This is a genomic window from Pseudomonas sp. DCA-1, assembly GCF_046523955.1.
In the GTDB taxonomy this organism is placed as follows: domain Bacteria; phylum Pseudomonadota; class Gammaproteobacteria; order Pseudomonadales; family Pseudomonadaceae; genus Aquipseudomonas; species Aquipseudomonas putida_Y.
Genome location: NZ_CP169881.1, coordinates 3914474 through 3936472 on the forward strand (window position 1 = coordinate 3914474; position 21999 = coordinate 3936472).

General features: G+C 62.9%; 17 protein-coding genes. 5 read left to right on the forward strand and 12 right to left on the reverse strand.

All coding sequences use genetic code 11. The features are described 5' to 3' along the window. Window positions 1-124: 124 nt before the first annotated feature. Window positions 125-373, forward strand: a complete 249-nt coding sequence (locus tag ACE4QZ_RS18450; RefSeq protein WP_021784025.1) for a CsbD family protein — start codon at window positions 125-127, stop codon at window positions 371-373. A gap of 52 nt (window positions 374-425) precedes the next feature. On the opposite strand, the gene ACE4QZ_RS18455 is transcribed toward ACE4QZ_RS18450, so the two are convergent. From ACE4QZ_RS18455 to ACE4QZ_RS18470, 4 genes are all read right to left on the reverse strand, one after another. Next, the gene (locus ACE4QZ_RS18455) at window positions 426-1679 is read right to left on the reverse strand and encodes an OprD family porin (RefSeq protein WP_021784026.1); all 1254 of its coding nucleotides are present in this window, start codon (window positions 1677-1679) and stop codon (window positions 426-428) included. Between the two features lie 67 nt (window positions 1680-1746). Then, entirely contained in the window at window positions 1747-3051 is a 1305-nt protein-coding gene (locus ACE4QZ_RS18460; RefSeq protein ID WP_021784027.1) for a CitMHS family transporter, read from the reverse strand. A 114-nt stretch (window positions 3052-3165) separates the two neighbouring features. Continuing rightward, entirely contained in the window at window positions 3166-4473 is a 1308-nt protein-coding gene (locus ACE4QZ_RS18465) for a dicarboxylate/amino acid:cation symporter (RefSeq protein WP_103443922.1), read from the reverse strand. 73 nt (window positions 4474-4546) lie between these two features. Then, a complete protein-coding gene (locus ACE4QZ_RS18470; RefSeq protein WP_021784029.1) occupies window positions 4547-5626 on the reverse strand; it encodes a 4-oxalomesaconate tautomerase in 1080 nt (359 codons plus the stop codon). 146 nt (window positions 5627-5772) lie between these two features. Here ACE4QZ_RS18470 and ACE4QZ_RS18475 point away from each other — a divergent pair, with 146 nt between their 5' ends. Further along, a complete protein-coding gene (locus tag ACE4QZ_RS18475; RefSeq protein WP_021784030.1) occupies window positions 5773-6666 on the forward strand; it encodes a LysR family transcriptional regulator in 894 nt (297 codons plus the stop codon). Window positions 6667-6723: 57 nt separating this feature from the next. On the opposite strand, the gene tcuB is transcribed toward ACE4QZ_RS18475, so the two are convergent. From tcuB to ACE4QZ_RS18490, 3 genes are all read right to left on the reverse strand, one after another. Continuing rightward, window positions 6724-7902: a tricarballylate utilization 4Fe-4S protein TcuB gene (gene tcuB, locus ACE4QZ_RS18480; RefSeq protein ID WP_021784031.1), complete on the reverse strand. Its 1179-nt coding sequence runs from the start codon at window positions 7900-7902 to the stop codon at window positions 6724-6726. Then, the gene (gene tcuA / locus ACE4QZ_RS18485; protein ID WP_021784032.1) at window positions 7883-9337 is read right to left on the reverse strand and encodes an FAD-dependent tricarballylate dehydrogenase TcuA; all 1455 of its coding nucleotides are present in this window, start codon (window positions 9335-9337) and stop codon (window positions 7883-7885) included. Before tcuA ends, tcuB begins: the two co-directional genes overlap by 20 nt. A 143-nt stretch (window positions 9338-9480) precedes the next feature. Beyond that, complete coding sequence (locus tag ACE4QZ_RS18490; RefSeq protein ID WP_410480461.1) at window positions 9481-10401, reverse strand: LysR family transcriptional regulator; 921 nt, start codon at window positions 10399-10401, stop codon at window positions 9481-9483. Window positions 10402-10870: 469 nt separating this feature from the next. Between ACE4QZ_RS18490 and mtlD the strand changes: the two genes are divergently transcribed. Beyond that, entirely contained in the window at window positions 10871-12994 is a 2124-nt protein-coding gene (gene mtlD / locus ACE4QZ_RS18495) for a bifunctional mannitol-1-phosphate dehydrogenase/phosphatase (RefSeq protein WP_021784034.1), read from the forward strand. 79 nt (window positions 12995-13073) lie between these two features. Here the strand turns inward: mtlD and ACE4QZ_RS18500 are convergent, their stop codons facing one another. From ACE4QZ_RS18500 to ACE4QZ_RS18520, 5 genes are read right to left on the reverse strand one after another with little or no spacing between them, the layout of a single operon-like run. Continuing rightward, window positions 13074-14258: an acetyl-CoA C-acyltransferase gene (locus ACE4QZ_RS18500; RefSeq protein ID WP_021784035.1), complete on the reverse strand. Its 1185-nt coding sequence runs from the start codon at window positions 14256-14258 to the stop codon at window positions 13074-13076. Beyond that, window positions 14255-14707, reverse strand: a complete 453-nt coding sequence (locus ACE4QZ_RS18505) for an acyl-CoA thioesterase (protein ID WP_021784036.1) — start codon at window positions 14705-14707, stop codon at window positions 14255-14257. Before ACE4QZ_RS18505 ends, ACE4QZ_RS18500 begins: the two co-directional genes overlap by 4 nt. After that, window positions 14707-15870: an iron-containing alcohol dehydrogenase gene (locus ACE4QZ_RS18510; protein WP_021784037.1), complete on the reverse strand. Its 1164-nt coding sequence runs from the start codon at window positions 15868-15870 to the stop codon at window positions 14707-14709. Before ACE4QZ_RS18510 ends, ACE4QZ_RS18505 begins: the two co-directional genes overlap by 1 nt. A gap of 33 nt (window positions 15871-15903) precedes the next feature. Further along, complete coding sequence (locus tag ACE4QZ_RS18515; protein WP_410480110.1) at window positions 15904-17679, reverse strand: acyl-CoA dehydrogenase C-terminal domain-containing protein; 1776 nt, start codon at window positions 17677-17679, stop codon at window positions 15904-15906. Then, a complete protein-coding gene (locus ACE4QZ_RS18520) occupies window positions 17676-18914 on the reverse strand; it encodes a 3-hydroxyacyl-CoA dehydrogenase (protein WP_021784039.1) in 1239 nt (412 codons plus the stop codon). The genes ACE4QZ_RS18515 and ACE4QZ_RS18520 overlap by 4 nt, the downstream gene beginning before the upstream one ends. Window positions 18915-18998: 84 nt before the next feature. On the opposite strand from ACE4QZ_RS18520, the gene ACE4QZ_RS18525 reads away from it, so the two are divergent. Continuing rightward, entirely contained in the window at window positions 18999-19922 is a 924-nt protein-coding gene (locus ACE4QZ_RS18525; protein ID WP_103443919.1) for a LysR family transcriptional regulator, read from the forward strand. Between the two features lie 101 nt (window positions 19923-20023). After that, entirely contained in the window at window positions 20024-21985 is a 1962-nt protein-coding gene (locus ACE4QZ_RS18530) for an alkyl/aryl-sulfatase (protein ID WP_135192614.1), read from the forward strand. Window positions 21986-21999: the final 14 nt, after the last annotated feature.

Here is a 21999-nt window from a genome sequence, read left to right on the forward strand (position 1 = left end):
AAAATGCTCGATAAGCCCGCCTGCTTGTCTTCGACCTTGCTTGCGTTGGAACCATTGCGACGCGCCACCGCCCTAAGCCTGTGTTGTTGACACTCAGTCGCTCACAGGAAGGAACACAAACATCATGAAACGTGAACAGATCGAAGGTGTTGCTGAAAACCTCGCAGGCAAGGCGCAGAGCGCTGTAGGCCGACTGGTCGAAGATCCGGCGCTGGAGGCCGAAGGCGATGGGCGTCAGGCCGCAGGTCAGTTGACCAAGTCCTATGGTGACACGCTGGACACGGTGTCTTCATTCGTCAAGGAAAAGCCTTTCGCCGCAATGGCCATCACAGCCGCTGTCACACTCGTGGTCTCTCGCCTGCTGCGCCGCTGAGCGGGGCACCGCAAGCAAGGCCTGGGCCGGGTATGTGACCCGGCCCGCGCCATCACCAGATGGCGATATCGTAGGTAAGGTACAAGCGGTTGCTGTCGCGCCCGCGAGCGAAATCCGAACGATAGACATAGTTGCGCAGTTTCACGCCCAGACCTTTCATTGGCCCGCCCTGCACCACGTAGGCAATCTCGGCGTCACGCTCCCATTCTTTGATGCCCTCGCCACCTGAGCGGCCATTGTCGCCACTCAGGTAGCGCGTCATGAAGGTCAGCCCCGGCACGCCGGCGGCCGCGAAGTTGTAGGCGTAGCTGGCCATCCAGGTTTTCTCTTCCTCCTCGATGAACTTGCCGATGCCGACGTTGCTGAACGAATAAACGGTCGCACCGCTGATATACGGCAAACCGGCATCTCCATCGAGCACCTGATAACCGGCCCCCAGGGTATGGCCGGAATGCGCATACGCCACCTGGCCACTGAACATCTGGTTGTCGATGCCGCCGCCATAGGCCGCCCCGCTGTCGCGGCTTTTGAAGTAGCGCAGGTCCGTGGTCAGAACCCCGCCAGCCAGCGGCAGGTCATGCACCAGCCCGGCAAAATCCTGGCGATAGAAGTGCTCCAGCTGGCCATGGTACACACTCAGGCGCAGTTGTTTGCTGACGGCATAGTCGGCACCGGCAAAGCTGAAGTCACCCGACTTGCCGCCCCCATAGCCATCCAGATAAATGCCAGTGCTGTTGGACGAGTCACGCTGCTTGAAACGGTCAAGGTGCCCGGCCGTCAGGGTCAGCCCGTCGATATCCGTGCTGGTCAGCTGAGTGCCCTGATAGGTCTGTGGCAGCACCCGCGCATCGTTGTAGACCAGCACCGGTGTCTTGGGCAGCAAGGTGCCGTGCTTGACCACGGTGCTGCCCAGGCGGGCTTTGGCCGTGACCCCGGCACTGGCGAACTCATCCGCCGCACGGCCATCGTCGTGCACCGGCAACAGCCCGGTACCGCTGCGCCCGCGCCCGGAATCAAGGCGTACGCCCAGCAGGCCCAGTGCATCGAGCCCCACGCCCAAAGTACCTTGGGTGAAACCTGACTGGTAGTCGAGCAGAAAGCCCTGAGCCCATTCCACCCGTTCGCTTTTGGCCGTGGCGGCAGCGCGGGCACTCATACCCTGCTCGTCACGGAAATTCTCGTTGAAATACACGTTGCGCAACTGCAGCTTGAGCTTGCTGTCATCGACAAAACCGGAAGCGCCGGCAACAGGCAGCCAGCCGCAAAGCAGGCCTAAGGTGGCCCCACGGAACACAACTCGGGACATGATCGGTACTCTATTGTTGTTTTCGGAGTGAGCGGAGGTCGGGGCGCCTGGCGGCGCCCGATAATGCCTAAACGAAGAAGGACAAGGCACCCGTGAGCAACGCCAGTGCTGTGATCACCAGCGAGGTGAGCACGGCCCATTTCACCGTGGCCTTCTGGAAGTCGCCGATATCCCGGTCGACCATGCCCACCAGCAGCAAGGTGGAGGCCACCAGCGGGCTCATCAGGTGCACAGGCTGCCCCAGCACCGAGGCGCGGGCAATTTCCACCGGGTCGATACCATACGCGGCAGCGGCGTTCGCCAGGATCGGCACAACGCCGAAGTAGTAGGCGTCGTTGGACAGCACGAAAGTCAGCGGCATGCTGGTCAGCGCCACCACCAACGGGAACCAGTGGCTCCAGGCTGCCGGAATCCAGTCCACCAGGGTCTGCGCCAGTGCGTCAACCATCTTGGTGCCCGAGAAAATACCGGCAAATATGCCTGCGGCGAATACCAGCAGCACCACGGTCATGGCGTTACCCGAATGGGCGAGAATGCGTTCTTTCTGCACATTCAGCTGCGGGTAGTTGATCATCAGCGCGGCGACGAAACCGATCATGAACAGGACGGCTGCGTGCATCAGCCCCAGCACCAGCGCAGTCATGACGACAATCACCAACACTAGGTTCACATAGGCCAGGCGCGGGCGCTTGTGCGGGTTGTCGCCAAGGATTTCCTTGATGTAGCAGTTGCCTCCACCAGACTCCAGGGCAATATTGCCGATACGCCGACGCTCTGCACGGCCAAGCAGATAAGCGGTGAATACGACCCACACCGCCCCGCCGATGACGGTGGGCAACATCGGAATGAAGTACTCGGTCGCATCCAGACCAAGCGCGGCAATGGCGCGGGTGGCGGGGCCGCCCCACGGGCTCATGCCGCTCATGATGCTCAATGACAGCATCGATACGGTAGCCAGGATCATCGGGTTCATGCCGATGCGCTTGTAAAGCGGCAGCATGGCGGCACAGGTAATCATGTAAGTCGTGGTGCCATCACCGTCCAGCGCAACCAGCAGCGACAGCAGGGCGGTGCCGATAGCGATCTTTATCGGGTCGCCATTCACCCGCTTGAGAATCTTGCGGATCAACGGGTCGAACAGGCCGGCGTCGATCATCAGGCCGAAGAACAGGATGGCGAACAGCAGCAGCGCGGCAGACGGTGCGACCATTTTCAGCCCATCGAGCATCATCTTGCCCAGGTCTGGCGCGAAACCGCCAATAAGGGCGAAAACAATCGGCACGATGGTCAGCGCGACGATCGGGGACAGGCGTTTACTCATGATCAGGTAGGTGAAGGTCACCACCATGATCAGGCCCAGAAGTGCGAGCATGGTTTGTTCTCTTGTTTTTATTGTCTATGTGGCCACCTGCAGCGCAGACGGCCCCCTGACCCCCACCCGGCAACGCCTGATGGGGGCCTGTGAAAAGCTAGAGGGTGTCGGGGCTCAGCCGTGGCGGCGCGGTTCGGCGACCCAGTCGGCTGTTTCAGCGACGGGGCTGACCACCGGCTCGCCGTTCAGGCGGCTGTGCAGTGTCTGGCGGTCACAGGCATTTTCCGACAGCGAAACCACCACCGTAGCCACTGCATTGCTGGCAAGACTCGTCAGCGCACGGGCCTCCGACATGAAGCGGTCGACCCCGATCAACAGGGCCAGGCCGGCCAGGGGAATGTCGTGGATCACAGTAAGAGTCGAGGCCAAGGCCACGAAACCGCTGCCGGTAACGCCTGCCGCGCCCTTGGAGGACAGCAGCATGATCGCCAGCATGGTGACCACCTGGCCCAGGCTCAGGTCGATGTTGCAGGCCTGCGCGATGAACACGGCTGCCAACGACAGATAGATGGCAGTACCGTCCAGGTTGAACGAGTAGCCAGTGGGCAGCACCAGGCCAACCACGCCTTTTTTGCACCCAAGCTTCTCGAGTTTCTCGAGCATTCGCGGCAGCACCGGCTCGGTTGAAGAAGTCCCCAGCACCACAAGGAACTCTTCGCGGAAATAGCGCAGCAGCTTCCACAGGCTGAAGCCATGGGCCCGGCAGATGCCACCGAGCACCACCAGCACGAAGAACGCGCAGGCGATGTACAACGTCCCCACCAGCTTGGCCAGCGAGCCAAGGGACGTAATGCCGTACTGGCCAACGGTGAATGCCAGTGCGCCGAAAGCGCCGACCGGGGCAAAGCGCATCAGGTAGCCGAAGATGCGGAACACCATGGTCGAAGCCGACTCCAGCACGTCCAGTACCGGCTTGCCCTTTTCGCCCATCGACGAGAGGGCGAAACCGCTGAGTACGGCGATGAACAGGACCGGCAAGACCTCACCCTTGTTGAAGGCACCGATGAAGGTGTCCGGGATGATGTGCATGAAGAAGTCCACCACGCTCAGCTTGGCAGCCGAGGCGGTGTACTGGCTCAGGCCCGCCGTACTCAGGGTAGCGGGATCGATGTTCATGCCGACACCTGGCTTGAACAGATAGACCGCTGCCAGTCCGATCACCAGGCTGACCATCGTCAGGCCCAGGAACAGCAGCAGGGTCTTGCTCATCAAGCGTCCCAGGGAACGTTTGTCAGTCATGCCGGCGATGCCGGTGACGATGGTGCAGAACACCACCGGCGCGATCATCATCTTGATCAGTTTGATGAACGCATCACCCAGCGGCTTGAGGGCCACGGCCTGTTGCGCCCAGAAGTGTCCGACCACCACGCCCAGCAGGACGGCGCAGAGAATCTGGAAATACAGCGATTTGGCGAGTCTCATGAGGCATCACCCATTGTTGAAATTGTGCGGATGCGCTTGTTACGAATGTGCAGGTCTGGATCAGCGCCTGGAGCTACCCGGCCAACCTGCGGAATGTAGGGGCGTAGACGAACCCTGAGAAGAGCCGCCGGGCGGTTCGCACCACCGAAGCCTGGATCGTCTTGCCATCGGCACCGCTGCGCGTCAGCGCAACATCGATGCCGCCACTTGGATGCTCCAGGCGGACCTCGGCCAGTTGCTGTGCACCTTCGCCCAACAGGTCGGCAATCACGGTGCCAGGGCTGACGCAGGCAGTCGCCAGCCCCACCGCGCCAGTGATCGCCAAGGCACGATGGCAGTTGTGCGGCATGAAATAGCGAACCTGCAGCGTGCCGTCGTAGCGCGGCTTGGACACCAGCACTGGCTTGGGGATGACCATGCCACTGACATCGCCCAGGCCCATGGCCTTTCCGGCCTTCAGCCGCAACGCTTCCAGGCGTTTGAGCAGCGCGCTGTCGGCGTCCAGCTGAGCAGGGGTTTCCGAGCCACTGACCCCCAATTGGCTAGCCTCTACCACCATCATCGGCATGGCCATGTCGATGCAGGTCACCGGCACGCCATCAATCACGTCCTGGGCCTTGCCCGTGGGGAACAGCTTGCCGGTCTTGCTGCCGACCGCGTCGAGGAAGGTCAGGTGCACCGGGGCGGCAGTGCCCGGAACCCCATCGATCGCCGTGCGGCCTTCGTAGCGCACGATCCCGCCGGGCGTTTCGACCAGCGAATTGACGAAAGTGCCGGTGTTCAGGTTGCGAATGCGCACCAAGGTCTTGCCTTCCTGGCCTTTTACCAACCCCTGTTCGATGGCGAATGGCCCAACAGCACACAGCATGTTGCCGCAGTTGGGGGCCGTATCGACCCGGCGCTGTGCGACCATGACCTGCACGAACAGGTAGTCGACGTCAGCGTCGGCGTGCAGTGACGGGCTGATGATTGCCACCTTGCTGGTCTGCGGGCTGCCGCCACCGATACCGTCGATTTCCAGCTCATGGCCAGAGCCCATGAGGTTGATCAGCAACTCGTCGCGCTCGACCACATTGGCAGGCAGGTCCCAGGCGTGAAAGAACGGCCCTTTGGAGGTACCGCCGCGCATGAGTACGCAAGGAATTCGTTGCATGATTTCGCACTCTTGTTGATCAATGGACATCATTGATGCTGTGGGCAAAAGAGTGACAGGGATGGATAAATCAATCCAATGCAAATATCGTAGCGATTATTGCCTTTCACAAAATAATTCCTCTTTGAACGGGCCAAGGCTTTTATATGGAATATGAGCTTCAAGACATCCGATCTTTCGTGAAAATCGCCGAACTCGGCAGCTTCCACGAAGCTGCCGAAGCACTGCATCTCTCCCAGCCAGCGCTAAGCCGGCGCATAAAGAAGCTGGAGGAAGGCCTAGGTACCTCCTTGCTCGAGCGCACCACCCGTCGCGTCAGCCTGACCAGCGTCGGGCGCGACTTTTTGCCCAAAGCCAGACGGTTACTGGACGACTTCGAAGACTCCATTCTCAGCATCCGCGAACTGGCAGAACGACAAACCGGCCAGGTCACCCTTGCCTGCATCCCCACGGCAGCGTTCTACTTCCTGCCGTCGGTGATCCGCGACTACAACGAGCAGTACCCGAAAATCCGTATTCGCCTGCTCGATCTAAGCGCCAACGACGGGCTTGAAGCGGTGCTGCGGGGTGAGGCTGACTTCGGCATCAACATGATGAGCGGGCAACACCCGGACATCGAGTTCGTCTCGCTGGTGCAGGAACACTTCGTCCTGGCCTGCCGGCGCGACCACAAACTGGCAGGCCGTGACGCCGTCACCTGGACCGAGCTTGCCGATTACCGCCTGATCGGCGTAGGCCGACTGAGCGGCAATCGCATGCTGCTCGACCACGCGCTATCCGGGCTCAACTTGCGCCCCAAGTGGTTTTACGAGGTACAACACCTCTCGACCTCGCTCGGCATGGTGGAGGCCGGCCTGGGGGTATCGGCCATGCCCAGCCTGGCCATGCCCAACGCCGACCATCCGACCCTGGTCAGTGTTCCGTTGATCGAACCCCAGGTCACCCGAACACTCGGCCTGGTTTACCGACGCGGCGCCTCGCTTTCGCCTGCAGCTGAAAAATTCGTGTCGATCCTGCTGGAGAAATGGCCCAATCGTTGACTGGGCGTGCCCGTCAGACCGCCGACATCCACCCTGTGCTGCTGCCGCGCCCATCAATCAGTCGCTGCCCAGGCCGAGTGTGTCGGGGCGGCGCTTTTCAAGCGCGAACTTCAGCAGCGCTGCGCTGCGGAACAGGCCGTGGGCGAACTTGCCGTAAGGCAACGTGATGAACAGCGCCATGACCGTGCCCAGGTGAACGGCCAACAGCACCGCCATGGCCCCGGTATCCCTCAGGCCCAACAGGGCGAGCCCGGAGAGACTGATCAACAGCAGGAGCAGGATGAAGGCCCTGTCCATTGGCCGCTGCCTGGGGTCGCCCTGTTCCGGCGCTCGGCGCAGGTTCAGCACAAGCAGCCCGGCGGGGCCAATGACCAGGCCGATCCCCCCGACCGTGCCCAGCAGCACAGGCAGGCTCAGCACGGGGTAAGGCGCCTGAAGGTCGAGTACGTAGTGATATGCCGTGGCGACCAAGGTAGCCGCGAAGCACAGCAAGAATCCGTAGAAGGTCAAGTGGTGGAAACGGCGCCGCCACAGGGTGTAGCGATCATCCTCGTTGTTACAGCCCTGGCCATGCCCTCCGTCGAGGTACTTCAAGGTCAGCACAGCTGTTGAAGCTTCAAGGATTGCCCCGTCAACAGGCGGAGCCTGAGGTTCGGCCGGCGAAATGCTGCGCCAGAACCGCCTTATCGCCACCGCCAGCGCGACACCGCTCAGGCAAAAGACACTGCCGAACAACAGCGCCAGCATGTTGTGTGGAAAAACCGCATAGAAGTCGCCGCCCAGGCGACCAGGCAACAGGGTTCCGTTGACCTGCAAGGCCAGTAGCAAGAACAGCGACAAGGCAATCGCCAGCGCAGTGACCACATAGGTGCCATTGTGCCGGTAAAGACGGCCGAACGCGGCCGGCCAGGCATAGTCAGCGTACGTCTGGCCACGGACCTTGGCCATGGCCTGAGGCACGTTGACAGCAAACTCATGAGGCGCGGCATACTGGCAGGCATGCAAGCAGGCGCCGCAGTTATGGCACAGGTTGGCCAGGTAATGGATATCCGCCTTGGCAAATGTCAGCCTTCGGGTCATGGCCGGAAACACGGCGCAGAAGCCTTCGCAGTAGCGACAGGCATTGCAGATGCGCATCTGCCGGTCGACTTCCGTTTCATCCATGTTCAATACCGGAATCAGTTCGGCCCGGCCCGCCGGGTCATACGTGTGGGGTTCAGGCAATTGCGCGGTCATGACAGGCCTCGTTTGGGGATGAAATACGTGCAGCAGCAGCCGCGGAATGGGTGCCGGCGATACGGCCGAAGGCGGTGCCTATGGACATGCCGACGCCAGCGGTGTAGCCCTTGCCCAGCACGTTGCCCGCCATCATTTCGCCCGCAACGAACAGGTTCGGGCTGCGCCGGCCAGCGAAATGAACGGCAGCGGTCTCATCCGTGCGTAGCCCCAGGTAGGTGAAAGTCACCCCTGGACGCAACGGATAGCCATAGAATGGTGGCGTATCGATCGGTCGTGCCCAGTGGCTCTTGACCGGTGTCACGCCTTGCGTGTGGCAGTTGTCCAGCCGGGTATGATCGAAGCTGCCCGCCTGACACGCCCGGTTGTAGGCGTGAACCGTGTCAAGGAAGGTCGCTACCGGAAGGCCCAGAAGCTGCGCCAGTTCTTCCAGGGTATTGGCCGTGATACCCCCGAAAACCGGCGGCATGAACCGCCCCAACGCTTTCTGGTCGATGATGGAGAACCCCACCTGCCCCGGCTGATGGGCTACCAACCTGCCCCAGATCGCATAGCGCTTGGGCCAGAAGTCCTCCCCTTCATCATAGAAGCGCAAGCCTTCACGGTTGACCACCACACCCAGCGAAACGCAATCGATACGCGTGCAGATACCGCCGTCGTACAAGGGCGCGCGGGCGTCTATGGCTACCATGTGCGCCTGGGTCGGGTCACCGATAGTATCGGCCCCCAGATCGATCATCCGTCGCAGCAGTACACCGTCGTTGAAGCGGGTGCCACGGACCAGAAAATTGTCCGCTGGCCACTCACCGCGTTCGTTCTGCCCCCACGCCTCGCGCAACCAGCTTCTGTTCGACTCGAAGCCTCCAGCCGCCAGCACACAGGCTCGCGCCTGGATGCGTTCGGCCGGCAAGCGGCGCCCTGCGACATCACGCGCCGGTACATGGGCCGCAACGAAACGGTCGCCGTCCAGCTCGATATCGCACACTGGCGTGTCATAGCGAACCTCAACACCCAACCGCTCGGCACTACGGAAATAGGCATTGACCAGTGCCTTGCCACCGCCCATGAAAAAGGCGTTGGTGCGCGCCGTGTGCAACGCGCCAGAGAGCGACGGCTGAAAATGCACGCCATGGTGCCGCATCCAGTCCCGGCAATTGGCCGAAGCCCTGATCACCAGCCGCGCCAGTTTCTCGTCGGTTTGCCCGCCCGTGACCTTGAGCAGGTCTTGCCAGAATTCCTCTTCCGGGTACGCGTCAACCAGTACATCCTGCGGCGCATCGTGCATGCATCGCAGGTTGCGAGTGTGTTGAGAGTTGCCACCACGCCATTCACGCGGCGCGGCCTCCAGCAGCAGCACACTGGCCCCCGCCTCGCGGGCCATCAGCGCCGAGCAAAGGGCAGCATTCCCGCCGCCAATGACAAGCACATCGATCATTTTGCCTCCAGGTCTCGAGGAGCCAGAACGTTCGGGGTGCTCCTCGCGGACCACGGACTCTAGTGAGACCTGGCAGGTGACGAAACGCGATTACCGAAGGTAGGTGTTCAGTTTTTCTAAAGGCTGATGGCGCCCAGGCGGCCTCAGAGCAGGCGCGCCCCGGGCCATTGGCCGCAGGCAGCCCGCTCGCGCGCGACCTCATGCAACACGACCCGGGTCGCAAGCGCAGCAGGCGAAAGCTCATCCTCACTCAGGCTCACCACCAGATTGCGGCGCTGCGCCTGGGCATCGTCGATGGCGAATACGCGCATGCCTGCTTGCGTTGCCCGGGCTACTGCCGCACCGGGCTGCAGGGTGGCGGCGTGGCCCGCCGCTACGCAATCCAAGAGCAATGACAGGCCATCGACCTCCATGACGATGTTGGCTTCCAGCCCCGCCCTGGCCAGGATTGCCTGTAACGTGGCGCGCAAGCCATGCTGACTGCTCGGCATCACCAGCGGCAACGTCGCGATCTGCTGCAACGTCAGCGATTCGCCCCAGCCACTTTGCACCAATGCCAGCGGAACCAGCGCGAACAGCCGTTCCTGCAAAAGCGGACGCACATCCAGGCGCGCCCCCGCGTCGGGCTGGAACAACACAGCCAGGTCCAGGTGCCGGGCGTTAAGCTGACTGACCAGATAGCCCGACAGCATTTCCACCAGGTGCAAGTGGATGTCCGGATAGCGCTGGCGCATGCGGTCGATAAGGGCAAGGCCCAGGACCGATGCCGTAGTCGGGGCAAGGCCGACACTTACATACCCGCTCATGCGTCCACTCTGCGCGGCAAGCATGGCGTGTTCGGCCTGACGCAGCGCCAGCCGGGCATGGTACTCGAACGCCAGACCAGCCGCCGTCGGGACGACGCCGGTACTCGAGCGCGTCAACAGCCGGGTGCTGAGCTCGTTTTCCAGCTTCGACAGTTGCTGACTCAGGGCGGAGGCGCCCACGCCAAGCTCGAGCGCGGCCCTGCCAAGGCTGCCGTGCTCCAACACACTTAAAAAGTAGCGAAACTGGCGTAACTCCACATTGACCTCTCGATGCCCCTGCCTTGCCCGCATTGTACGCAGGAACGGCAAGGTCATGGGGGAGCCTTGCTGACAGCTCGAGTCATTGCTCGGCTCGGTAACGACAGCCTTGTCCTTGCATCGGGTTGCGCATACGTGCAAGGCTAAAAAGGGATCACCCATGACGAAAAGGAAGCAAAGCACCTCATGCTTGGAATCACACGTATCCATCGCTATTTGCGCCCACTGCCTGCGAAACCGACCGCAGCCAGTGGGCGTGACCTCAAGGCCAAACGCGCCACCCGCCTCGCCTCGAAGGTTGCCAACCTTCTCTGCACCCCCCGCTCCGCCCCGCCTTACCTCTGTGTCACCCCTGAGCGTCCCGCTGTCAAACGTGTGCCCCCGACCTGACTGCCTCCTCTGCAGCTCACACACCGTACTCGCCTGTTGCAGGCGGAGTGCCTGACGCAACGACAAGGGGCAACAGCCAATGCTTTTCTTTCACGGTAAACACATTTTCAGCGCCATCTTCGACATGGATGGCACCCTCTTCGACACCGAGCGCCTGCGCTTCAAGACACTCAAACAAGCGTCTCTGGAAATCTTCGGCAAAGCGCTGAGCGAGCACACCCTGATTGGCTCGCTGGGCCTGAGCGCAAAGAAGGCCGAGGCCCTTGCCAAGGCGCATAACGGCGACGACTTCCCGTACGCCGAAATCCGCCAACGCGCCGATGAACTTGAACTGGAGTACGTGCGCAATCACGGCGTACCGATCAAGGCCGGCCTGCTGGAGGTGCTGGAGCGCCTGCGCAAGTCGGGCCTGACCATGGCGGTGGCCACCTCCAGCCGCCGTGCCATCGCCGAGGAATACCTGATCAACGCCAACGTGCTGAAGTACTTCGACATCACCGTTTGTGGCGATGAAGTCAGCCAAGGCAAACCACACCCCGAGATTTTCCTGAAAGCCGCCCGCGCGCTCAATTGCGAGCCAGACCAGTGCTTCATGGTCGAGGACTCGGAAAACGGCATGCTGTCGGCGATGCGCGCCGAAGGGCAGGCGATCCTGATCGAGGACATCAAGCCGCCTGCGCCGGAAATCAAGGCGGGCGCGCTCAAAGCCTACCGCAGCATGCATGAATTTCTCGCCGACCTGAGCGAGTGCGTACCCGACCTGGGCATGCCTGCATTGAGTGAGCCGTTCCCGGCCTCGATGAACCAGTTCAGCGTGGGCATTCATGGTTTCGGCGCCATCGGCGGCGGTTACCTGACACAGGTATTTTCCCATTGGGACGGCTACACCCGACCGCGTGAAATCATTGCCGCAACCCGCTCACGCATGCTGCGCGAAAGCGTCAGCGCCTTTGGCCGCTACAGCGTACGCTACGGCGCCACGTCGTTCGACCAGACCATCGACAACGTGCGCATGATCGACATGGACGATGACGACGCGGTCATCAGCATGTACACCACTGCCGAAATCATCGGCCTGAGCCTGCCCGAGCAGGCCATCAGAAGCCAGGCCAGGGTGATCGCCCAAGGCCTGCTGCAACGCTTCGAGCGCCGAGGCCGCGAGCTGACTCTGCTGATCGTGCTGAACAAGGTTGGCGGTGCGGCGTTCGTGCGTCGTCACGTGCAAGCCGAGCTGGCGTTACTGTGCCCGCCTGCGATCAGCGAGCAGGTTATGCAAAAGACCCATTTCGCCGAAACGGTGGTCAGCCGCATCGTGTCCAAACTGGGCAATGACGCACTGGTACGGCAACTGCGCATCAAGTCGCAGATGTTCCAGAACAGCCTGGAAGACGAGCCTGCAAGCACGCGCAAACCTTCAGCGCCGCTACCAGAGTACGAACGGCTGATCGGCCACTTCAGGCCCTTTGCGCAGCCCAGCAGCGCCATGAGCCAGCTGCATCTGGTGCTGTTCAACAGCGAAGCCGACATGCCGCTTTACGCCGAGCGCGGCAGCGATTTGCTCGAACGCCTGCGCCAGGTGAAGACAGTGCCAGACATTGCCCAGATCCAGATCATCAAGAACCGCCTGTGGAACGGCCCGCACGCCATCGTGGCCTGGTACGCCAGCCTGCTGGGCCATGCCTGGGTCGGCCAGGGCATGGGCGATGCGCGGGTGAGTGAACTGGCCGAGCGCCTGATTCGCCAGGAGGTCGCGCCCGCACTGGTGGCCGAATACCCACAGATGGCCGAGGTGGTCAGCCGCTTTGCCGAGGCATTCCTCGAACGCTGCAAAACCTCGTTCAAAGACCCGTGCGCCCGGGTAGGCCGCGACCCCTTGCGCAAGCTGCAACGCAATGAACGCATCCTCAGCAGCATCGACCTTGCCCGCAAGCACGGTATTGCAACCCCGGCCCTGGCGTTTGGCGCAGGGCTCGCCATTCACCACGCCCTGAACGGCAGCGACAGCAAAGACCTGGAAAGCCAGGCAATCAGGCGGGTTTACCTCGACAACCAGGAAAGCGTCGAAGCCGTGCTTACCCATGCCAACAAACCGTTCCCCGGGTTGTGCCCCGTCAAGGACGCGGAACTGATCGCTGCCATCAGTGAAGGTTTCCGCCAATTGCCGCAGCCGGCTTCGCGTCACGCGATTGCTGTAGGCTCATAACCAGCCCTGGCCGGGACACTGTGGACGCTGGCTGCGCCTGCGTCCCGGTCAGCGCCATGGGCTGGCCTTGGGTACCGGCCTAAAGCACTTCGAACAGGCCTGCTGCGCCCATGCCGCCGCCCACGCACATTGTCACGACCACGTACTTCACCTTACGTCGCTTGCCCTCCAGCAAGGCATGGCCGACCATCCGCGCGCCGCTCATGCCATAGGGGTGGCCGATAGCAATGGCGCCGCCATTGACGTTCAGCTTCGCCGGGTCGATCTGCAACTGCTGGGCGCAATACAGCACCTGGCAGGCGAACGCCTCGTTCAGCTCCCATAGCCCGATATCGTCTACCGTCAGGCCCTGCTGGCGCAGTAGCTTGGGCACCGCCAATACCGGGCCGATGCCCATTTCCTCGGGGGCAAGGCCAGCTACAGCGATACCGCGGTAAAGCCCCAGGGCTGCAGTACCCGAGCGCGCCGCCAGCGCACCGTCCATCAGCACGCAGGCACTGGCGCCATCGGACAACTGACTGGCATTACCGGCCGTGACACAACCGCCTTCGACCACGGGCTTGAGCCCCTGAAGGTCGGCCAGGGTCGTCGCCGGTCGGTTCCCTTCGTCCTGGGTCAGGCGCACCTCTTCATGGCTGACAACACCTGTCAGCTTGTCCACCACCTTCTTGCGTGCGATCACCGGCACGATTTCAGCGGCGAACAGCCCTGCCGCCTGCGCCGCTGCCGTGCGCTGCTGAGACTGCAGGGCGTAGGCATCCTGCGCTTCGCGGCTTATGCCATAACGCCGGGCCACCCGTTCGGCCGTTTGCAACATCGGCATGTAGGCGTGCTCGCTCAGGCGCAGCACTGCGGGGTCGTAAGCCTCACTGGCCAGCTGGTTGTGCACCTGCTGCACCAGGCTGATCTGCTCCTGGCCTGCGCCAATGGTCACCTGCATGCCATCAACCATTATCTGCTTCGCCGCCGTGGCAATGGCCATCAGGCCTGAAGCGCACTGGCGGTCGACGGTCTGACCGCTGACCGATTGGGGCAGGCCGGCGGCCAGCGCCGACAGCCGCCCCGGGTTGATCGCGGCAGTGCCGCTCTGCATGGCAGTCCCCAGCACCAGGTCATCGACCTGCGCCGGTTCGATGCCAGCACGTTCTACTGCGGCGCGGATAGCGACAGCCGTCATGCTGGGGGTTTTCAGGTCGTTGAAGGCGCCACGCATGGCTTTGCCGATAGGGGTGCGAGCAGTGGCGACGATCACGGCATCTTTCATGATGGCTGTTCCTCAGGGGATAGGGGCTGCAGTTCGCTCAACACATGCCGCAGGCAGTCAGGCACCGGTACCGGACGCCGCCCTTCGCGGTCGACGAATACATGGACGAAGCGGCCGGTGGCACAGGCCAGTGGCTGGCCGGCGAGGAACACCGCCAACTGATAGTGCACTGAGGTGTTACCCAACCGGCTCACCGCAAGGCCCACTTCGATGTCATGCGGGAAGGCCACCGGCGCCTGGTAGTCGCAGGCGGAGCTGACCACCAGCGCGATCACCCTCCCCTGGTCGATATCCAACCCACCCTCCTGCACCAGCAGGCGGTTCACGGCGCTGTCGAAAAAGCTGTAATAGACCACGTTGTTCACGTGGCCATAGACATCGTTGTCGTGCCACCGAGTGGTTATGGGCGTGTAGTGCCGATAGTGTTCACGTCGCCGGAGGTGGTTCATCAGTAGGCTGCCTCATAGATGGCCAGCGCATCGGCCTGGGTGACTTCACGCGGGTTATTGACCAAAAGGCGTTGCTGTTGCATCGCGTCTTCGGCCAGCTGGCCAAGCCGATGACCCGGTACATCAGCGTCGCGCAGGCGGTCAGGTAACCCGCAGCGGCTACTTAGCGCAGCCAGCTCGGCCACGAATTGTTCTGCCTGCTGGCGCTGATCGCCCGGCTGCAAACGGGCCCCCAGCAGCGGCACGGCCAGCTCGGCGTAGTCCACTGCCGCCACCGGCAGGTTGAAGCGCAGCACATGCGGCAACACCAGCGCGTTGGCCAGGCCATGGGGAATATGAAAATGCCCACCCAGCGGATAGGCCAGGGCATGCACCGCCGCCACCGGTGCATTGGCAAAGGCCTGGCCGGCCAGGCATGCCCCCAGCAGCATGGCCTGGCGGGCCTGCAGGTTGCCGCCGTTGTGCACAGCCTGGTCAAGGTTATCCGCCAGCAGCCGCAGCGCCTCACGGGCCAGCAGGCTGGACAGCGGGTTACGTTTGAGGCGGCTGGTATAGGCTTCGATGGCATGCACCATGGCGTCGATACCGGTAGCAGCAGTGACCGCCGATGGCAGGCCGAGGGTACAGACGGCGTCGAGCACTGCCAGGTCCGGCAACAGCAGCGGCGAAACAATGCCCATTTTGGTGGTAGCACCGGTGGTGACGATGGCGATCGGTGTCACCTCCGAACCGGTACCTGCCGTGGTGGGCACCTGGATCAACGGAAGCCGGCGGCCCTTGGCCTTGTCAATGCCATACAGCTCGGCGATCGGCTGTGAACAGTCGCGGTGGGCCAGCAGTGCAACCAGCTTGGCCACATCCATCGAACTGCCGCCGCCGAACCCTACCACCAGGTCGGCACCAATATGCCGGGCGCGCTGGACGGCCGCCAGCACGCATGCTTCGCTAGGGTCGGCCGTAACCTCACTGAAGATCGCCACGCCGACCTTGGCTGCCGTGAACCCCGGCAGCAGGTCATCAAGCATGCCAAGGCGGGCGATACCCGGGTCACTGACGATCAAAACACGCTTGGCCCCGCGCTCACGGCACAGACCTGCAAGGCGCTGCACCGCGCCGGCTTCGCAGAGGATCTGCGCAGTGGTGGCAAAGCTGAAAGGCTGCATCACACTCTCCTTGTCAATGTGGTTTGCCGTGCGCTAGAACGCGAAATCGCTCTCTGGTAGCGCCATCAGACAATCCGCGCCGCCCAGCAGGGCCTCGCGATGAGCGGTGGCGCGGGGCAGCAGCCGCCGCCAGTAGAACGTCGCAGCGTGAAGCTTGGCCCTGTAGAAGGCTGTTTCCGTGCTGCCGGCGGCAAGCGTTGCTTGAGCATGCACAGCCGCTTGCAACCACATCGCCGCCAACAGCACGTAGGCCGAGTAGGCAAGAAAATCAACCGACACTGCCCCTGACTCCTGGGGGTCGCGTTGACAGGCCTCGACCACATGGGCAGACAAGGCGCGCCACTCCTCCAAACGTTGCCCCACGGACGTCGCCATGGCCTGCAGGCCGCCGAGCGCATTGGCAGCCCCGACGTGCAGCACCATTTCGTCGATCAGCAGATTGAGCTCGACCCCGCCGTCCCCCAGTAGCTTGCGGCGTATCAGGTCAAGGGCCTGTATGCCGTTGGTGCCTTCATAAAGCTGGGTGATGCGGCTATCGCGCATCAACTGCTCCATGCCCCACTCGCGGATGTAGCCGTGGCCGCCATACAACTGCACCCCAAGGCTGGCGACCTCCTGACCGACGTCGGTGAAGAACGCCTTGACGATAGGGATCAGCAACGCCGCCCGCCGGGCTGCCGCCTGGCGCGCCGGTGCACTTTTCGCAGCGTGCTCCAGGTCCAGTTGCCGAGCGGTGTAGATGCCCAGCATGCGACAACCCTCGGTAAGGGTCTTCTGGGTCAACAGCATGCGCCGCACGTCTGGATGGACGATAATCGGATCGGCAGGCTTTTCCGCTGCCACCGGCCCGGCAAGCGAGCGCGACTGCAGACGCTCCCGGGCATAGGCCAGCCCCCCCTGAAAAGCAGCCTCGGCAATACCAAGCCCCTGCAGGCCGACCTGGAAGCGGGCATCGTTCATCATGGTGAACATGCAGGCCAGGCCTTGGTTGGCCTCCCCCACCAGCCAGCCTTGGGCACCGTCGAAATTCATCACGCAGGTCGAAGCACCCTTGATGCCCATCTTGTGCTCCAGCGCCCCGCAGCACAGCGCATTGCGCTCGCCACCGGGCAGCAGCTTGGGCACCAGGAACAGGCTGATGCCCCTGACACCGGCCGGCGCATCAGGCAGGCGCGCGAGTACCAGATGAACGATGTTGTCGGTCAGGTCCTGCTCGCCACCGCTGATGAATATCTTGCTGCCGGTAATGCGGTAGCTGCCGTCCGCTTCCGGCTGGGCGCGGGTACGCAGCAAAGCCAGGTCGGTGCCGGCCTGCGGCTCGGTCAGGCACATGGTACCGGCCCACTCGCCACTGACCATCCGGCTCAGGTAGGCCTGCTTGAGTGCCTCGCTGCCATGGCGATGCAACGCCAGGACCGCGCCCTCGGTCAGGCCGGAGTAGATGCGGAACGACAACGACGCTGCCATCAGCATTTCATGGAAGCTGGCCGCTGCCATTTGCGGCAGCCCCTGTCCACCATAGGCCTGCGGCCCGGTCATACTGGCCCAGCCATGTTCGACGTATTGCCGATAGGCCTCCCGCATGCCGTCCGGGGTGGTGACCTCGCCGCCAACCCACTGGCAGCCCTGTTCGTCACTGTTGCGATTGAGCGGTGCGATGATTTGGCCTGTGAAACGTGCGGCCTCCTCAAGGATACCGTCGAGGGTGTCGCGGTCCAGTTCGATACCTAGCTGCTGGCAATGTCCGGCCAGATCGAACAGTTCATGCAGCACGAAACGCATGTCGCGAAGGGGCGCCTGGTAGTTCATGCCCGAACCTCCCCACGCGGTTCGAAACGCTTGCCACCGGCCACCAGCGAATAGAACAACCCTGCCGGGCGCCAATGCTCGCCAAGCACGCCCTGCAGGTATTCCAGCCGTGCCAGGATAAACGGCGCCCCCTGCTCGTCGGCCCAGCGCATGGGCCCGCCAGTGGCAGCCGGAAAGCCATAGCCGTGAAGCCAGACCCGGTCGATGTCGGCGCTGCTGGCGGCGATACCTTCCTGGAGAACCTTCGCCCCTTCGTTGACCAGTGCCAGCAGGCAGCGCTCGAGGATTTCCTCGGCACTGATACCCCGGCGTCGATAGCCAAGCTTCTGGGACACCTGCAGCACCAGAGCGTCGACCTGCGGGTCATGCTCGGCCTGTCGGCTGCCGGGTGCATAGCGGTAATAGCCTTGCGCGGTTTTCTGCCCGAGGCGGCCGAGTTCGCACAGCGCGTTATCGACCTGCACCAGCGGGTCGTGCATGCCTTGCCCGGCCAGCTGCCGGGCGCGCCACTCCAGGTCGATGCCCACCACGTCGTACATGCGGAAGGGCCCCATGGCGAAGCCAAACTGCTGCAGTACCGCATCCACCTGGTGTGGCAAAGCCCCTTCAAGCAGCAACTTGCGTGCTTCGCCCACATAGCTGCGCAACATGCGATTGCCAATGAACCCTGGACAGTTGCCTGCCACTATCGCCACCTTGCCCATGCGCTCGCCCAGCGCTTTGGCGGCCTCGAGTACCTTCTGATCAGTGTGCGCCCCACGCACGATTTCGAGCAGCTTCATGACATGCGCGGGGCTGAAGAAATGCAGCCCAAGGACCTGGGACGGTCGCTGGGTGACGGCGGCAATCGCGTCGATGTCCAGTGCCGAGGTGTTGCTGGCCAGGATCGCACGTGGCTTGAGGTGTGCATCCAGTGCACGGAAGATTTCCTGCTTGAGCGCCAGGTTTTCATACACCGCTTCAATCACCAGGTCGGCCTCCGCCAACGCCGGATAGCCGTCCACGACCTGCACACGCGCCAGGCAGGCTTCGGCCTGGGCCTGGGTGATGCGCTGCTTGTCCACCTGCTGGGCCCAGGCTTGGCTGACCATGCCCAGCCCTGCTTCGAGCGCTGCCGCGTTGCAGTCCAGCCACAGCACCGACAGCCCGGCGTTGGCCAGGCTGATGACGATGCCGCGGCCCATGGTGCCTGCACCTATCACAGCCACCTGATTGATCGGGAAGGGAGTATTCACGCGCAACGCTCCTGCTTTCTTGTAGGTATGAGGACTGTGATCACCCTAAGCAGGCCGAAGGTATTTTTGAAATTTCCATTTCGTATGCCATATATTTTCGGCATGAATATTTCGAACTTCGACCTGAACCTGCTGCGCGTCTTCGATATGTTGCTGCGTGAACAGAACGTATCCCGCGCCGCCGAGCGTCTGGCCCTGACCCAGCCGACCGTGAGCAATGCCCTGGCGCGCCTGCGTGACCAGCTGGGTGACCCGCTGCTGGTCCGCGTGGGCCGGCGCATGCGCCCGACGCCACGCGCCTTGGCACTGGAGGGGCCGATACGTGCTGCGTTACAGCAGATCGAGCAGACACTGGGCACCGGCGATGGCTTCGAGCCACAGCGCAGCCATCGCCAACTGCGCATCGCCCTCACCGATTTCGTCGAACAGCTTTGCATGCCGCCGCTCCTGGCGCGGTTGCAACTACTGGCACCCAACTTGCGCATCGACGTGGTGCACCTGGCCCCCAACCTGCCGGCCGAGGCGCTGGACCGGGGCGACCTCGACCTGGTACTGGGCCGCTTCGACGAGGTGCCAGCGCGCTTCACCCGCCACCCCTGGCGCCGTGAAACCCTGCAGATCGCGCTGCGCCAGCAGCACCCGCACCTGGCGCCGGGCCAGGCACTGGACCTCGATGCGTTCCTGGGCTTGCGGCACATCTGGGTGCACGGCGGCCAGACCCGAGGCATGGTCGACCAGTGGCTGGCCGAGCAAGGCCTGACCCGGCAAATCGCCTATACCACGCCCAACTACCTGCAGGCCGCGCATCTGGCCGCAGCCACCGAAATGTGCGTGGTGCTGCCGCGGCAACTGGCCCAGCAGTTCGCGCATCTGCTGCCTTTGGCGGTGCACGAACTGCCTTTTGCCCTGGAGCCTTTCGAACTTGAACTGGTACACCTGAGCCACCGTCAGCACGACCCCGCCCTGGCCTGGCTGGTCGAACAGATCCTCACGCTCCCCCCCGCCTGAAGCCATCAGGAAACGCGATAGCGGCCATGCCGCTCTGGTATTGGCTGGTGCGCAAGCCCCTCCCCTAGAGTGTTCTGCCTCAAGAACAACAAGGAAATCCCATGCGCTTTTCACTGTCGATGCTGGCGCTTGCCCTGCTGGCCCCCCTTCCGAGCCTGGCCGCAACAGCGGCCAAGGATGCCACCGCGGCCACCCTGGCCAGCAACCAGCAGTGGCTGAAACGGTTATCCTTCGAGGATCGCGTCGATTACGAAACAGCCAGGCGTGGGCTGGTCGAGCGGTTCGACGGGCCAGTCGCGACAGCCGATGGCAAGACCGTGTGGAACCTGGCCCAGTATGCTTTTCTGGAACCGGCGCAATCCCCTGCCACGGTAAACCCGAGCTTGTGGCGCGTCGCTCAGTTGAACAACATCGCCGGGCTGTTCAAGGTCACCGAGGGCATCTACCAGCTTCGCGGTCTGGACCTGGCCAACATGACCATCGTCGAGGGGCCGGACGGGCTGATTGTGCTCGACCCGCTGCTTGCCGTGGAGACGGCCAAGGCGGGCCTCGAACTGTACTTCAAGCACCGCCCGCGCAAGCCGGTGACCACGGTGATCTACACCCACCCGCACGTCGACCATTTCGGCGGCGTGCGCGGGGTGATCAACGAGGCGGACGTCAAGGCTGGCAAAGTACAGGTCATCGCGCCCGAGGGGTTCTTCGAGCATGCCATCGGTGAAAACGTGCTGGCCGGACCGGCCATGAAACGCCGCGCCCAGTACATGTACGGCGCGCCCCTGCCCCGTGGGCCGCGAGGCCAGGTGGATGCCGGACTGGGCAAGGGCGTGCCGGCCAATGCCACTGTCAGCCTCATCGCGCCGACGCTCGAAATCAGCCAACCGCTGCAACGCATGACCCTGAGCGGCGTGGAGGTGGAGTTCCAGCTGACCCCGGGCACCGAGGCGCCGGCGGAAATGAACATCTATTTCCCGGCGCTCAGGGCACTGTGCATGGCCGAGAACGCCACCCATGTGCAGCACAACGTACTGACGCTGCGCGGGGCACTGGTGCGCGATCCGAAAGTGTGGGCCCATTACCTGGACCAATCGCTGGTGCGCTACGGCGAGCAGGCCGAGGTGGTGTTCGCCCAGCATCACTGGCCCACTTGGGGCGGTGCGGCCATCCGCGACTACCTGGCCGACCAGCGCGATATGTATGCCTTCATCGACAGCCAGACCTTGCGCCTGATCAATCAGGGCCAGACACCCATGGAAATTGCCCAGACCCTGGCCAGTCTACCGCCGCGTCTGGCAAGCAAATGGTACAGCCGCGACTACTACGGCTCGCTCAGCCATAACGTCAGGGCCGTCTATCAACGCTACATGGGGTTCTACGACGGCAACCCGGCCAACCTCGACCCATTGCCACCGCAAGCGGCCGGCAAGCGTTACGTGGCGGCGATGGGGGGGGCCGATCAGGTGCTGACCCAGGCCCGCCAGGCCTTCGCCAAGGGCGACTATCGATGGGTGGCGCAATTGGTCAACCACCTGGTATTCGCCGAGCCGGACAACACCGAGGCCCGCGAACTGCAGGCCGACGCGCTGGAGCAACTGGGTTACCAGAGTGAGAACGCCACCTGGCGCAATGCCTACCTCAGTGGCGCGCAGGAATTGCGCTCAGGCGTTGCCGCCGGTGCGGGTAGCGGCGGCAACACCGATGACATGGTGCGGGCCCTGACACCCAGCCTGTTTTTTGACTACCTGAGCGTTCGGGTGAATGCCTACAAGGCCGCCGATAGCGACCTGACCGTAAACTGGCGGTTTTCCGACCTGGACGAAGACTACGCTCTCACCCTGCGCAACGGCGTCCTTACCCACCGCGACCTGGCGCGCCACGCCAAGGCCGATGTAGAGGTCACCATGCGCAAACAGACGCTGGACCGCATTGCCCTCAAACAGACAGGCTTTCTCAAGGAAGCCACAGCAGGGGCAATCGACATCAAAGGCGAGCGGGTGAAGTTCCTGCAATTGCTGGGCGGGCTGGAAGAGGCTGATTCACGCTTCAATATCGTCACGCCCTGAGCGGCAGCGGGCGG

Bases quoted from the DNA above. Each gene is read 5' to 3' on its own strand.
- ACE4QZ_RS18515 (WP_410480110.1), bottom strand. From the start codon at position 17,679: ATGAACTACCAGGCGCCCCTTCGCGACATGCGTTTCGTGCTGCATGAA.
- ACE4QZ_RS18465 (WP_103443922.1), bottom strand. From the start codon at position 4,473: ATGAGACTCGCCAAATCGCTGTATTTCCAGATTCTCTGCGCCGTCCTG.
- ACE4QZ_RS18505 (WP_021784036.1), bottom strand. From the start codon at position 14,707: ATGAACCACCTCCGGCGACGTGAACACTATCGGCACTACACGCCCATA.
- tcuA (WP_021784032.1), bottom strand. From the start codon at position 9,337: ATGATCGATGTGCTTGTCATTGGCGGCGGGAATGCTGCCCTTTGCTCG.
- ACE4QZ_RS18500 (WP_021784035.1), bottom strand. From the start codon at position 14,258: ATGAAAGATGCCGTGATCGTCGCCACTGCTCGCACCCCTATCGGCAAA.
- ACE4QZ_RS18455 (WP_021784026.1), bottom strand. From the start codon at position 1,679: ATGTCCCGAGTTGTGTTCCGTGGGGCCACCTTAGGCCTGCTTTGCGGC.
- ACE4QZ_RS18475 (WP_021784030.1), top strand. From the start codon at position 5,773: ATGGAATATGAGCTTCAAGACATCCGATCTTTCGTGAAAATCGCCGAA.
- ACE4QZ_RS18530 (WP_135192614.1), top strand. From the start codon at position 20,024: ATGCGCTTTTCACTGTCGATGCTGGCGCTTGCCCTGCTGGCCCCCCTT.
- ACE4QZ_RS18460 (WP_021784027.1), bottom strand. From the start codon at position 3,051: ATGCTCGCACTTCTGGGCCTGATCATGGTGGTGACCTTCACCTACCTG.
- tcuB (WP_021784031.1), bottom strand. From the start codon at position 7,902: ATGACCGCGCAATTGCCTGAACCCCACACGTATGACCCGGCGGGCCGG.
- ACE4QZ_RS18450 (WP_021784025.1), top strand. From the start codon at position 125: ATGAAACGTGAACAGATCGAAGGTGTTGCTGAAAACCTCGCAGGCAAG.
- ACE4QZ_RS18470 (WP_021784029.1), bottom strand. From the start codon at position 5,626: ATGCAACGAATTCCTTGCGTACTCATGCGCGGCGGTACCTCCAAAGGG.
- mtlD (WP_021784034.1), top strand. From the start codon at position 10,871: ATGCTTTTCTTTCACGGTAAACACATTTTCAGCGCCATCTTCGACATG.
- ACE4QZ_RS18525 (WP_103443919.1), top strand. From the start codon at position 18,999: ATGCCATATATTTTCGGCATGAATATTTCGAACTTCGACCTGAACCTG.
- ACE4QZ_RS18510 (WP_021784037.1), bottom strand. From the start codon at position 15,870: ATGCAGCCTTTCAGCTTTGCCACCACTGCGCAGATCCTCTGCGAAGCC.